Origin of the sequence: Leptospira vanthielii serovar Holland str. Waz Holland = ATCC 700522 (assembly GCF_000332455.1) — a bacterium.
Lineage (GTDB): Bacteria > Spirochaetota > Leptospiria > Leptospirales > Leptospiraceae > Leptospira_A > Leptospira_A vanthielii.
Map to the genome: position 1 here is coordinate 335,779 of NZ_AOGY02000051.1, position 13,424 is coordinate 349,202.

10 protein-coding genes are annotated in these 13,424 nt (G+C 40.5%); 8 read left to right on the forward strand and 2 right to left on the reverse strand.

The annotated features are described in order from the left end of the window. Window positions 1–20: 20 nt before the first annotated feature. Window positions 21–2,852, reverse strand: a complete 2,832-nt coding sequence (locus LEP1GSC199_RS12305) for an LIC11755 family lipoprotein (protein ID WP_002982480.1) — start codon at window positions 2,850–2,852, stop codon at window positions 21–23. Between the two features lie 36 nt (window positions 2,853–2,888). Further along, complete coding sequence (uvrC, locus tag LEP1GSC199_RS12310; protein ID WP_002983297.1) at window positions 2,889–4,730, reverse strand: excinuclease ABC subunit UvrC; 1,842 nt, start codon at window positions 4,728–4,730, stop codon at window positions 2,889–2,891. Between the two features lie 74 nt (window positions 4,731–4,804). Here uvrC and LEP1GSC199_RS12315 point away from each other — a divergent pair, with 74 nt between their 5' ends. The 8 genes from LEP1GSC199_RS12315 to tpiA all read left to right on the forward strand — a co-directional run bounded on the left by LEP1GSC199_RS12315 (window position 4,805) and on the right by tpiA (window position 13,422). Then, window positions 4,805–7,300 (forward strand): methyl-accepting chemotaxis protein, encoded by a 2,496-nt coding sequence (locus tag LEP1GSC199_RS12315; RefSeq protein ID WP_002982493.1) that lies wholly within the window; start codon window positions 4,805–4,807, stop codon window positions 7,298–7,300. Further along, window positions 7,293–7,823 (forward strand): signal peptidase I, encoded by a 531-nt coding sequence (gene lepB, locus LEP1GSC199_RS12320; protein ID WP_002982787.1) that lies wholly within the window; start codon window positions 7,293–7,295, stop codon window positions 7,821–7,823. Before LEP1GSC199_RS12315 ends, lepB begins: the two co-directional genes overlap by 8 nt. Continuing rightward, entirely contained in the window at window positions 7,817–8,725 is a 909-nt protein-coding gene (locus LEP1GSC199_RS12325; RefSeq protein WP_002983055.1) for a DUF2157 domain-containing protein, read from the forward strand. The genes lepB and LEP1GSC199_RS12325 overlap by 7 nt, the downstream gene beginning before the upstream one ends. Then, window positions 8,722–9,660 (forward strand): DUF4401 domain-containing protein, encoded by a 939-nt coding sequence (locus LEP1GSC199_RS12330; RefSeq protein ID WP_002982806.1) that lies wholly within the window; start codon window positions 8,722–8,724, stop codon window positions 9,658–9,660. The genes LEP1GSC199_RS12325 and LEP1GSC199_RS12330 overlap by 4 nt, the downstream gene beginning before the upstream one ends. Then, a complete protein-coding gene (locus LEP1GSC199_RS12335; protein ID WP_002982660.1) occupies window positions 9,657–10,169 on the forward strand; it encodes a GDYXXLXY domain-containing protein in 513 nt (170 codons plus the stop codon). Before LEP1GSC199_RS12330 ends, LEP1GSC199_RS12335 begins: the two co-directional genes overlap by 4 nt. A 302-nt stretch (window positions 10,170–10,471) precedes the next feature. After that, window positions 10,472–11,479, forward strand: a complete 1,008-nt coding sequence (gene gap / locus LEP1GSC199_RS12340) for a type I glyceraldehyde-3-phosphate dehydrogenase (RefSeq protein WP_002973650.1) — start codon at window positions 10,472–10,474, stop codon at window positions 11,477–11,479. A 1-nt stretch (window position 11,480) separates the two neighbouring features. Then, the gene (locus tag LEP1GSC199_RS12345) at window positions 11,481–12,671 is read left to right on the forward strand and encodes a phosphoglycerate kinase (protein WP_002982441.1); all 1,191 of its coding nucleotides are present in this window, start codon (window positions 11,481–11,483) and stop codon (window positions 12,669–12,671) included. Window position 12,672: 1 nt separating this feature from the next. Next, entirely contained in the window at window positions 12,673–13,422 is a 750-nt protein-coding gene (gene tpiA / locus LEP1GSC199_RS12350; protein WP_002983285.1) for a triose-phosphate isomerase, read from the forward strand. Window positions 13,423–13,424: the final 2 nt, after the last annotated feature.

A 13,424-nucleotide genomic window follows, 5' to 3' on the forward strand; every position in this document is an offset into this window, starting at 1 on the left:
GGAGAGGACTTGGGAACGATTCAAAATTCCTCACGAAAAATTTCAAAATCGTCAGGGGACATTCCAATAACTCCAGACTTCAGCCATAGGTACTCACCAGTTACTACAGGGATGCGAAAAGGAGAATGGCTTTCTTTGTGCCCGAAGGAGGAAATGAGTTTGTATGTTTGCCCTAGTTTTTTTCGGATTTGGACGAATTCCCCCGATGAAATTCCGTTTCCAATGGTTTGGGTTGACTTGACCGTAAGGAGTAAGTCCGATTCCGAATGAAAGATCGGAAAAAACCAATCCTTACCATCGGGATCAACAATCCATGCACAATGGCCCGGGTTTAGAATTGTTGTATTGTATACAAAACTCTGGCCACCCAGACCTAAAGGTGATAAATTGGCAAACCGCGTTTGGTAGGAAACGAGATCATCGGTGCTCACTTCGTCTTCCACCAAATACAAACTTAAGTCTTCGGCACTCTCTGATCGATTGCAGAGATAGATCCATTCATTTTGAGACTCCTTTGGATTTGGATATATGGCCTCTAGTTGTATGGGGCCCCTACGTTCCAGAAAACTTTTTGGTTGGATGAGGGAAGGATCTGAAAAATAAGAATAGAGTTGTTCTTCTTGAAAAAAAGGAAGTGGAGTTCCAAAACTCAGCGAATAAGTATTTACTCCTGAAGTTTCTATCGTTAGAGGTATGGTACCGTTGCCATTCCCTAACTTTACTTCTATTTGGTTTCCGAAAGGAAGATTGGTGAGATAAGTGAATGCAGGTGTTAATCGCTCTACTTCCAAACTGCGATGTTTACTGGTTCCAGGACTGCGAAAGTCAGAGATACAATGATTCGATGGAAATAGGGAGCGAGAAAAAACAAAAGGATTAGGTTCTGGATGGAGGGAACGAGTTCCCTCCAAGGTTCGTTCCCTTATGATCTTTGTGTCCCAGGAAAAAAGAACTGGCCCCCCACTTTCTCTTCCCAAGTAACGAAGCGAACGGAAAGTTTCTGAAAAAAATCCGTCCGGCAATTGGTAGAAGTTCTCTCCATTACAAAGGGAAGGAAAAGTTGACAAAGTTTGAAATTGAGACCCGTTTGGTTTCCAGAACAAATACCGATTTCCATTTTCCCTTTCAAAAGAAACAACTCCCTCCTCAGGCCCGCTAAATCCAAAATCCAAAAAAGGAGATTGGTTCGGGTTGTATTCCAAAAGATCGGTAGAAAGTTTTTCCACCAAATCATTGTTTACTGATCCTGGACTAATTTGAAATCCATACTGCAAAAAATGGGGTGAGGCCTCCATTCGGCCATGCGGGTGTTCCCCTCCAGGACCAACTACAATCGAAAATCGATTTTGTTCTCTCAAACGAAGTAAATGGTGAAGTGATGGATCCGATTGAAATTCGGTTTTCTTTTTGCCCTTTCTTTCCTCCCAAATAAAGTCAGGTATTTGAAAGACAACTTTGGGAATGGGAAAAGGTTTTTCTTTTTCAAACAGATCCCAACCTAACCAAAGTTTCCTTGTCATTAGAAATGTGGCCCCTGATGGCAAAACCCATTCCTCCGCTGACAGTGGATAAATGGTATGATCAAAAATCCAATGGAGGGCGGAACCATCACAAGTATCTCCGGTATTTTGAAATTCGAAGTAGGCTGGGATTGGCATCCTAGAATCGAAGTGGTTCCCCGGATAGAATTCTGTGATTTGAATTTGATTGGATTGGCAGCTGGGGGGACTGCCTACTCTTAACTTCCTTTCCAACTGGTTCGGTAGGCCCGGATTTCCACAAAACAAATCCTTTGAATTCCAAAACTGAAATTGGTCACGGCAAGAGACCGAATTCCTTTGGTTGGAAAAAAACTCATTTCCCTGACGAAAGAAAAAATCCGAATCGTGATACTCTGAATTTCCCCACCGAACAACTATTTCTGTTCCTAAATTAGCTAGGAATTCTTTAGGAATAGGAATACCACTGAATCCAGGATCATCCGAGAGAATGGCAATTCCTCCTGGCAATAGTAACTTGGTCCGTTTAAAAAAAAGATCCGACTGGAAATAGTTTTTTGTCCCCTCTTTCTCCCATTCCAAAGAATGGGTGGTCGGACAAATCACGGAATCTTTCGGATTTTCCCATTCTATAAATCTTTGGTAAGAAGACTCAGAATGCCGAAAAACCTCCGATACGACTGGCTCTGCTGGTTCACAATGTCTTAACCACTCTTCATTTTGAGTTTCGATTTTTTCGGCGATTTCACTTAAGTTGGGACAAGGAAGTTCCAAAGAAATTAAGGTGCGTTTGTTTAGGGAACCTGAGAGTCTCTTCGTGGGAAAAACCACTTCACAAAGTTCATTTGTTCTCTGTAAAAATATAGGATGTTGTACAGCAAACTTCTGATATGTGACAAGGCCACTGGACCAAATCTGGGAATCCCATTCTAAGAGCGCACCTTCCCTCTCCGATTCCTTTTTCCACTTTCCATATTCCGTGAGAGTTGCGGCCCAATTTTTTCCTTTTAGATTCCAGGAGGGGTATTCGGTACTTTCTGTATCTAAGAGAGAAAACCCCTCTTTCCATTTTTCAGACAAAGTATCATTCGTTTTCCAACAAATCCGAAACTTTCCACCTAACTCACGCCAATATAAAGAAATAGGCAGCGAATGGAGACAAAGAATACCAGATTCAAAACTTGTATAACTTGTATTTTCAATTAAGTTCCCGGTTTCTTCCAAACTTCCATATTGGAATTCAAGTTTTGGTGTTTCTGTAAAACTATCACCAAACAATAAAAAGGGGGCTTTGTCTTTGTTTTGGCAGGAACCAAAGAAAAATAAAAGAAAGACAAGGGTTTGTTTTCGCATCTCCCACCTCTATGGCTCTGGGTGGGAAATCCAAATTTATGGTTCTATTTTTTTGAGTTTTTGGATGCCTGAATAAATTTTTTCCGCAAGCACAGGCCCAATTCCTGATACTTCCATTAACTCTTCTTTCGTTGCATCGGTTACCTTTTTTTTGGATTGGAAATAGGAAAGGATACTTTTTCGTCTACTGGCTCCAACGTCTTCCATACCATCCAAGATAGATTTTAGAGCTTTTTTCTTCCTTTGGACACGTTGGAAGGTAACACCAAAACGGTGAGCTTCATCTCGCAAATTCCGAAGAAGGCGCATCATAGGAGAATGGATGTCAAAACTATAAGGGTGTTTTTCTCCAGGAAAATAAATTTCCTCTCTTTTTTTGGCAAGACCCACCATAGGAATGTGGCCAAGCTCCAAAGCATTGGCAGCTTCTGCCGCTCGTGATAGTTGTGTCAGGCCACCATCAATCACAATGAGATCAGGCAGTGGTTCTTCTTCATTCACTAAATGACTGAGTCTTCTTGCAATCACTTCATGGATCATCCCAGGATCGTTGATCCCCTCATACCCACGCATTTTATAATGCCTATAACCGGCCTTATACGGTTTTCCATCCACAAACATCACCCCGCTTGCCACAGGAGAGGAACCTTGGAAGTGAGAGATATCATAACACTCGATGGTTCTTGGCAACACAGGCAAATTCAATTTTTCTTGGAGTTCCTTCATTGCCACCGATTGGTCTCGGAGTTTTGTGGCAAGAATTCGTTCCGTTAAACTTAAATCTGCATTTTTTTCTGCCAAACGAAGGAGAGATTTTTTTGGTCCCATTTCTGGGAATTTCAGTTTAATGGAAGTTCCAAATTTTTCTGTGATGGCTTCCAAAAAAACATCGTAATTCCCTTTGGCCGACGGAGGTAAAAAAACAATACTCGGAAGGAGAGTCACATTCAAATAATAATCACGAAGAAAAGAGGTGAAAACTTCTTCATCATCTGAAAAAGAAAGGCCTGTTAGTGGAAAGGATTTTTTACCTTCGAGTCTCCCTCCTCTAACTTCCAGAATGATCATCTGTCCCTCATCGTCACGTTTACTGATCCCAAGAATATCTTCATCTCCTCCATCCATACTAACGACAGTTTGTTTTTCTCTAACTTGGATGATTTTATCGATTCTGGTTTTTAAAAATCCAGCTCTTTCATATTCCATTTTTTCAGATGCCTGAACCATAGCCGATTTCAAACCAGAAACCAATCGCTCTTTTTTTCCTTCAAGAAAACTTAAAATCTCACCAACTAACTCGGCGTAGGTTTCTTTTGTAACATTTCCCTGACAAGGTCCAAGGCAACGCCCCATATGAAAGTTGAGGCAAGGCCTTTGTGGTTTTGCGAGAGGAAGTTTGAGTTTGGTTTTACGAATTGGAAAGATTCTATGTATCAATTCCAAGGTATCGCGGGCTGCTTTGACGTCCGTAAAGGGGCCAAAATAACGATCTCCATTGTCTTTGATCTTTCTTGTCAAAAATACCATGGGATAGTCTTCACTTGTCGAGACACAGAGAAAGGGATATTTTTTGTCATCCTTTAACCTAACGTTGAACTTTGGGTTGTATTTTTTTATGAGTGTAGCTTCGAGGAGTAAGGCTTCCTTTTCTGTAATTGTTGCAATCCAATCCAAGTCGAACAATTCAACATATAAAGCTCTTGTTTTCCGATCCTTTTGGTTGGGATTCAGATAGGACCTGACTCTTGACTGTAATTTCAGAGCTTTCCCTACATAAATGACTTCCCCACTTTCATTTTTCCAAAGATAACAACCGGGAAGACTGCCCAAGTTTTTAATCTTTTCCTGGATCGTTTTTAGAACTAGTGAGTCTTTCATATTGGCTTTCAGTGGGAATTTTACGTTTACAATTCTTAGACGATCTGTATCCCTAGGGTATGGATATGCGTAAAATGATCAAATTTATAATTTTTGGTCTAGAAGGTTTTAATTACGGAATCGGTGTCCCCACTCTCCTCGGCTATATTTACTTTTTCACCGAATGGTCAGGAGAAGAATTTCAAACTATTCTAATTTCCACTTCTATTTCAGTTTTCTTTATACTCGGGTTTTGTATTACATTTTATTGGATTCGATTTGCACCGGTCTCTCGGATCGGAAGGCCAGAAGTCACAAAACGAGATCATAAACTGGCCTATTTCTGGTTGGACCATTTAGAAAAAGTAGCAATCATCGATATGCTCATTCGGTATGCGATTGGATTTTTGTTCGTGATCGGAGCTCTACTCTTCTACTCAAAATCCAAAAACTTTGTCCTCATGAGTGAAATGGCAATCGGTCTTTTTCTTACCCTTGCCTTTACTGTTATTTTCCAATCCATCTTTATCAATTATGTAGAAAACAAATTTAATATTAAAGGAATCCTGCTTTCCATCAGAAACGACCATACAAAACGAATCAATACAAGAAACCTCGCTAGAGATTTGGGATTTCAAACTGTACTTGCCTTTTTTGCAGCAATCCTAGTTTTGTTTATCGTTAACTACCGACTTAATTTCAAACAAGAGTTAGACTTAGTTCATTCCAGTATGGAACAAGCAGCGATGGATTCAGAAACACTGATGCGAGTGACACTGGTCGACTTTCGGGATAGGCTCACTCTTTCTATCTTTGCAGAAAATAAATTAAAAGACCAAATTGTAAAAAAAGACCTGCAAGGGATCCGTGCGGTTCTAAACGAAATCCAACTTAAAAGTACAAATCATGCAGTGGAGGCTCTTTTCTACTACAAACCAGAAGAAGGAATCTTTGTATCCACAAATGAATACGACCGTTCCCAAACAGGATCCATATTTTTTATAGAAGATGTGGGGCTCGCAAAACAAGGTCCTCTTCGACATACAAGCATTCGTTCTCGTATTTCCGGCGACATTGTATCGCCTTACACACTACCGGTGTACCAAAATGATCAATTTTTAGGTTATGTTGGCGGATTTTTAAATATTGGCAAACTCTCTAGTTTTATATTAGGAAATATTAGAATAGGAACATCTGGGAAGGTTGGATTTTTTGATGGAGATGGAACCATTGTTTATTATACAAATAAAAAAGAAATTGGTAGTAACGCAAAAACAAAGTTAGTTTTTGATATTCCCTTCCAAAAAAATGAAGCACTCGGTTTTGCCGATTCGACGGAAGATGGAACCTTAAAAAGAATTTTCTATGTCAAAAACCCTGAGTTCAATTATATTATCTATTGTATTTTCGAAAATGCAGAGTTGTATGAAAAAACACTCACAAGTTTATTCACAACCCTTGGAATCTCGATTGTTGTCGTTTTGCTCATTGGAATCATCACAGTTCTTGTGATTGAGTCCAAACTAAAACCATTGGAGCGAATCAAAGTTAGAATCTCAGAAATGGTAAAGGGAAACTTACAATCCGATTTTTATGATTCTAGCCGAGATGAAATAGGTAGTATGGCAAATGCCATGTTTGATTTCCAAACCAAATTACGCCAAATTGTAAACCAAACACAAACTGTTTCCAATGAACTCACAAATACAAGTTCAGATATTTATGAGTCTATGTTATCCCTTTCTGATGCCGCACAAAACCAAGCAGCAAGTAGCGAAGAAATTTCTGCATCCGTCGAGGAAATTACAGCGGGAATTGAAAGTGTAGCCCAAAGAACAGAAACCCAATCCTTTACCTTGGCTTCACTGATGAAAAAAATGACAGAGCTCAACGGGGCGGTTTCCGAAATTGACAAAAAATTCCAAATTGCAGATGTGAGAGTGGAAGAGATCACAAACGATGCCAAGTTAGGTGAGAAGTCTCTCGGAGAGATGAAACTTTCCATGGATAAAATCTATCAGTCATCTTCAGAGATGACCAATGTTGTTGAAATCATTCACAATATCTCCGAACAAATCAATTTACTGGCACTGAATGCCGCCATCGAAGCCGCAAGGGCTGGTGCTAGCGGAAGAGGATTTGCTGTGGTTGCCGATGAAATATCCAAACTCGCAGATAAAACAGCAAAATCGATTGATGATATTGAAGAGCTCATCAAACAGAACGAAGGTGAGATCCAACAAGGCCAGGAAAAAATTGATCAGTCCATAGTGATTTTAAGTGAAACCATTTCTGGAGTTAACTCCATCAACCAGATGACAAAAGAGATTCGTTCTGTCGTCAGAAAACAAATTGAAACCAACGAGGAAGTTAACGAAGGTGTCACTCAAATTCGCGAACTCTCGGAAATGATCAAAGAGGCCACCGACGAACAAAAAATGGCGATGCTCGAAATTTCCAGATCTATGTCAGAAATCAATAACCATGCACAAACCACCGCCATGTCCAGTGAAGGAACTAAATCCAGTTCTCAAACCATGAACCAATTATCAGAAAGTCTACGAAGAGAGATCAATTATTTCCATGTCTAAACCAAAAAACAAAGTACCATTCAAAACAAGGTTCTATGCATTTCTCATCCCCTTGTTTGCAGGACTTATTTCTGCTATTTTAGTTAAATACTATGTTTTCACTCCCGTTCACATTCCAAACCAGTTTATGGAACCCACTTTAAAAAATGGATCCACGGCTTACTTCAATCGTTTGTTTCGATCCAAACACTTAGGAATTGGTGATGTAGTTTTGGTTCGGTCTCCACTTGATCCCAAGTCGGTATTGATTGCAAGGATTGTGGGTAAACCGGGTGACACGATCTATGTACAAAAGCGTATGGTCTTTCGTAATGGTGCCCTTCTTGATCCCACAAGTTTTCCTGAGTCCGCATCGAATGACATTCCCATGATCCCTCCTGGTAAAACAGAATCCGATGATATGCCAAAACTGACAGTTCCCGAAAAATCATTTTTCCTACTCGCTGACAACAGAGAACTCGGCGTGGATTCTAGGACCTTAGGTGTCATACAAGAAGGCCATGTCATCGCTACCTTATGGTAAAAAGAAGTGTAGAAGATTGGGTTCGATTTTTTGAATCCACTTTACTACTGATTGGTACTGCCCTTTTCCTTTCTGGAATTTTTTTTCTAGTCGCCTTCAACTGGAGTTTTCTCGATCGATTTGTGAAACTTGGCCTCGTTGGATTTCTAATCCTTCTCTCGTATGCGGTCACCATTATCTTTCGAAAAAAACCAATCTATTTTGAAATTGGCCTTACCCTTATTTTTTTCCTCACAGGAACGGAAATTCTAGTCTTTGGACAAATTTACCAAACGGGAGCAGATGTTTATGACCTTTTTTTGGGTTGGGCGGCACTCACCCTTCTCTTAATACCAGTTTCCCGGTCAGGAGTGGTGACTGGTCTTTGGATGGTCCTTAGTGCTACCACAGTTTTTTTGTATTCCAAGCAGGTAGAGGGGAATGGATCTTTTATTTTATTTAGTATCACCTCACTAATCTTTGGTGGGACTGGTATCGTTTTTGATTGGTTCAAAACGGATCGATTTTCTACCAAAACTAAATCATTTCTTTCGGTCCTTGGGCTGTTACTCTCTTTAGGTTTTCTTAATTTGGTAAACGTAAATTTATTTAGAAATCATAAGGAAATAGATTCGGGCCATTCTTATTTATTTTATCAAATTTTACTACCCCTCGTTTTTTATGGCGTTTTTTATTCCTACTATCGATGGTTTCGATTTCGATTGATGAACCTAAGTTTTATTTTACTTTTTGGGCTCAGTCAAGTGATCTTAAAATCCGCCGACATCTTTCAGATTTGGGCATATAGTTCCGGTGTTAGTTTTCTACAGTTTGGACTTTTCATCACAGGTTATACGATTTGGGCAGTCTCTCATCTGCAAAACCTACGAAAGCCAATACCCATCGAAGAAGGCAAACCATGAAATCTCCTTGGTACATTGAACTTTTAAGTTTTTTTGGATCCCTTCTTGCGGGCGGATTTTTTTTACTCTGTTTGGTTGTCCTTGGTTTATTGAACAACAAACAACTAGATCTTTTTTTGGGATTCTTTGTGATGATTTCAGCTTCCGTGTTATCGTTTATCCCGAGAAGGACAAAAAAACAAAGTTATGGATCCGTCTTTTTTTCTTTTTTATACCAAGGATTTTTTTTATTTCTTTTTGGTTTGTATGATATTTTTAAACCGGAAGATACCTCGATTCTCTGGATCATTTTAATTTTCCAACTTACCTTCTTTTTCCTATTTTCCAACCCCATCCAAAGATTTTTATCCCCCATTCTGTTTTTTGTATTTTCAGGAGTTTTACTTTATGAATATAAAATTCTTTTCCTCATCCCTATTCTAACAAGTGCTTGTTTGTTTTTAGTATACCATTATACATATCCTAAAAATAGAAAAGAAAACTTCGAAAACCTACCTTACTCTCTCAGCATTTCGCTTTTGTGTTTGGCAGGTTTTTCTTTTGTCCCAGAATTAAAACAAAGTCCGCAAATTGCAGAGTTTCAGTCTTTCGTTTTCTTTTTTGCAGGAGGTGTTTTACTCTACAAAGAACTAAAAATCAAAACCAATTCCCTCACGTTCGGATCTGTGATTCTTTTTTTTGGTCTAATCTTTTTTCCCACACTCGAAACTCCTGGAATCATTGTTTCCTTTTTCCTACTCCTCATTGGGTTTGTCAGGGGGATTCCTTTCCTTTCTTACTTGGCCTGGTTTTCTCTTGGGTTATTTTACTTTGCTTTTTATTACGACCTAGATACCACCCTTTTGGAAAAATCCAAACTGATGTTAGGTTCCTCTCTTCTATTTTTCTGCGCCTATTTTTGTTTACGTCTCTCCCCTATGGGCAAAAAAAGATGAAAGAAAAAATATCCCTTTTACTCATAGTCAACTTACTTCTGTTATCTGGATTTCTCACCCAGGCTGTCGTAAAAAAAGAGACAATCCGTAAAGAGGGTCGATTGGTTTTTCTACCCCTCCTTCCTCGAGACCCGAGGTCCTTATTCCAGGGGGACTATATGGTTCTTAATTATGACTGGAGTTTTTTGGAAAGTGAAGAAAATGCAGAGGCACCAAAACGAGGATGTCTAGTCTTTCGAATCCAAGAAGAAGTGTTCCTCCCTGTTCGGTTACAAGTCAATTTTGCTGACCTAAAAGCTTCCGAATTTTGTTTACAATACTACCGAAGTGATTATGACCTCAAAATTGGAGCTGAGTCCTATTTTTTCCAAGAGGGAGAGACGGAGCTTTATTTGGAAGCAAAGTATGCAGGGATTCGTTTTCTGGAAGGGAATACAGATGGAGACAAATTGTTGGTTGGTTTGTATGACAAAAACAAACAACGATTAGGCAGTAAGAACCAAAGGTAAGTCCACAAAAATTGGGCCCTCGACCTTTTCCCGAATGCACTGTCAAATCTGAGGAACGAATCTAAAATCTTTTGTTCGGCCCAAACCGCTTTTTGCGCTCTCTTTCAAAATCCATCCAGTAGTTTAAAATCCTCTCGGACGATTGCCCTGACAATTATAGGCAGTTATGGGCGGAAATTCTGAATTTCTTAAGGCTTCTACGCACCTTTAGGTCTTAAAATGAGTGACAGAGACCCTGAATTCGAAATTCTGTAATTAAAAAATCGTTTCATCTCTAGATACGAGCCTTTTAGGAGAAACTCATGGTAAAAATCGCAATCAATGGTTTTGGTCGCATCGGACGACTGGTGCTTCGTTCAGGAATCAAAGATCCCAATTTAGAATTCGTTGCAATCAACGATCTTGTTACACCGGACAACCTTTCTTATTTATTTAAATATGACTCCACTCACGGTCGTTTTGACGGTGAAGTATCTCACACAGACAACGAAATCATTATCGATGGCAAAAAAGTAAAAACCTTCTCAGAAAGAGACCCAGAAAAACTTCCGTGGAAAGAACTCGGAGTGGACTTTGTGATCGAATCTACTGGTCTTTTTACTGACCGAGTGGGTGCTGAAAAACACATCAAAGCCGGTGCCAAAAAAGTGGTGATCTCAGCTCCTGCCAAAGACAAAGACATCCCTACTTTTGTAATGGGTGTGAACCATGAAAAATACGATTCTGCAAAAGACAATGTAGTGTCGAATGCCTCTTGTACTACAAACTGTCTGGCTCCGATCACAAAAGTAGTTCTCGACAACTTTGGAATCGTAGAAGGCCTAATGACTACCATCCATGCGATGACAGCAACCCAACCAACCGTTGACGGACCTTCTAAAAAAGACTTCCGTGGTGGTAGAGGAGCAGCTCAAAACATCATCCCAGCATCCACAGGGGCTGCAAAAGCAGTAGGACTTTGTATCCCTGAAGTGAACGGAAAACTCACTGGTATGAGTTTTAGAGTTCCCACTCCAGACGTATCGGTTGTAGACTTAACGGTTCGCACAGAAAAACCAACAAGCCTTGCTGAAATCAAAAAGAAAATGAAAGAAGCAAGCGAAGGTTCTATGAAAGGAATCCTTGGTTATACAGAAGATATGGTAGTTTCTAACGACTTCCTTGGAGACATTCGTTCTTCTATTTTTGATGCAGATGCTTGTATTGAACTGAGTTCTACTTTCTTCAAACTGGTTTCTTGGTATGACAATGAAATGGGATACTCTAACCGAGTGCTCGACCTCGTTCGTTACATGGCAAAAAAAGGCTAAGATGAAATTACCTCTTCTAGAAGAACAAAATCTAAAAGGAAAACGAGTTTTTGTTCGTGTGGACTTCAATGTCCCTGTCGAAAACGGCAAAGCTACGGACAGAACTCGAATTGAAAAAACCCTTCCCACTTTGGAATTACTCATTTCCAAAGGAGCAAAACTCGTTCTCGGAAGTCACTTAGGTCGCCCCAAAGGCGGCCCTGAGGCCAAATATTCCATGAAACCGGTGTTTGATGTTCTTTCCGAACTTGTCAAAACCAAAGTTAGTTTCTCGGAATCTGTGATTGGCTCGGACGTGGTAAAGAAAACGAATGCACTGGGAGAAGGAGAAATTCTCCTTTTAGAAAATCTTCGTTTCCATAAAGAAGAAGAGGAAAATGCGGCCGGTTTCTGCAAAGAACTGGCCAAACTGGCAGATGTTTACGTAAACGATGCCTTCGGAACTGCTCACCGTGCCCATGCCTCTACAGAAGGTGTGGCACACCTACTTCCGGCTTTTGCGGGACTGCTCATGCGGAAAGAAATCGAAGTTTTGAGTAGCCTACTTGCCAAACCGGAACGTCCCTTTGTGGCCATCGTTGGTGGTTCCAAAGTCAGCTCTAAATTTGCCATTTTAAAAAATCTCCTCGAGAAGGTAGACCACCTCCTCATTGGCGGAGGAATGGCTTATACCTTCCTCAAATCCAGAGCCGTTCCCGTGGGAAAATCCCTTGTGGAACCGGAATTTGAATCCCAAGCCTTCCAACTCATTGATCGTGCTGGAATCCAAGGGGTTGACCTCCAAATCCCCGTGGACCATATCATTGCGGATGCTTTTGATCCCAACGCCAAAACCAAATCCGTTGACAAAATGGGGATTTTGGACGGTTGGATGGGGATGGACATTGGGCCGAAAACCATCGACAATTATGTAAAGGCAATCAAAGAAGCCAAAACCATTCTTTGGAATGGACCGATGGGTGTGTTTGAAATGGATAAGTTCTCCAAAGGGACCATCGAAATTGCAAAAGCCATCAGTAAATCCAAAGCTAAAACCGTTGTGGGTGGTGGGGACTCGATTGCCGCTGTAAACAAAGCGGGAGTGGCGGACAAAATCACTCATATTTCCACTGGTGGTGGTGCCTCCTTAGAATTTTTAGAAGGACGTGCCCTACCCGGTGTACAATGTTTACTCCCTAAGGAAGAAAAATAAGATGAGAAAGAAGATCATTGCTGGAAACTGGAAGATGAATTTGACATTAGCGGAAGCCGTTACCATCACCAAAGGTTTGGTATCTGCGAGTGATTCCTCTCTTCATGAAGTGATGGTTTTCCCAAGTGCTCTGCACTTGGAGTCTGTCTCGCAAATTGCCAAGGGATCGAAACTGATTGTTGGAGCACAAAATGCTTATCAATCGGGACTCACGGCAATGACCGGAGAAATCTCTCCAGTCCAACTTGCCGAGCTCGGCATCACAACCGTTCTTGTGGGTCACTCCGAAAGACGCCAATTTCTTGGGGAAACTTCCGAGTTTGATAACCAAAAGATTTCTCACTTCTTAAAAGCGGGACTTCGCGTGGTGTACTGCGTGGGAGAAACCTGGGCAGAACGAGAAAAAGGAAATACATTTACTGTCTTAGAAGACCAAATCAAAAAAGGACTCAAAGACATTACAAGTGACCTATTCGTTAATCTTGTGATTGCTTATGAGCCTGTTTGGGCCATAGGAACAGGAAAGGTGGCAACACCAGTTGAGGCAGAGGAAGCACATGCCTTTATCCGTAAGGAAATTGGTAATTTATTTGTGGGTGCCAGTGCGATCGCAGAGAAAATTCAAATTCTCTATGGTGGTTCGGTAAAACCGGACAATATCAAAGATCTACTCACCAAACCAAACATAGACGGTGGCCTCGTAGGAGGAGCCAGTCAAAAATTAGATTCATTTTTAGGACTTTTGAAATAAGG

Coding starts and splice junctions, on each gene's coding strand:
- gap (WP_002973650.1), top strand. CDS start 10,472: ATGGTAAAAATCGCAATCAATGGTTTTGGTCGCATCGGACGACTGGTG.
- LEP1GSC199_RS12315 (WP_002982493.1), top strand. CDS start 4,805: ATGATCAAATTTATAATTTTTGGTCTAGAAGGTTTTAATTACGGAATC.
- tpiA (WP_002983285.1), top strand. CDS start 12,673: ATGAGAAAGAAGATCATTGCTGGAAACTGGAAGATGAATTTGACATTA.
- LEP1GSC199_RS12325 (WP_002983055.1), top strand. CDS start 7,817: ATGGTAAAAAGAAGTGTAGAAGATTGGGTTCGATTTTTTGAATCCACT.
- LEP1GSC199_RS12305 (WP_002982480.1), bottom strand. CDS start 2,852: ATGCGAAAACAAACCCTTGTCTTTCTTTTATTTTTCTTTGGTTCCTGC.
- LEP1GSC199_RS12345 (WP_002982441.1), top strand. CDS start 11,481: ATGAAATTACCTCTTCTAGAAGAACAAAATCTAAAAGGAAAACGAGTT.
- LEP1GSC199_RS12335 (WP_002982660.1), top strand. CDS start 9,657: ATGAAAGAAAAAATATCCCTTTTACTCATAGTCAACTTACTTCTGTTA.
- LEP1GSC199_RS12330 (WP_002982806.1), top strand. CDS start 8,722: ATGAAATCTCCTTGGTACATTGAACTTTTAAGTTTTTTTGGATCCCTT.
- uvrC (WP_002983297.1), bottom strand. CDS start 4,730: ATGAAAGACTCACTAGTTCTAAAAACGATCCAGGAAAAGATTAAAAAC.
- lepB (WP_002982787.1), top strand. CDS start 7,293: ATGTCTAAACCAAAAAACAAAGTACCATTCAAAACAAGGTTCTATGCA.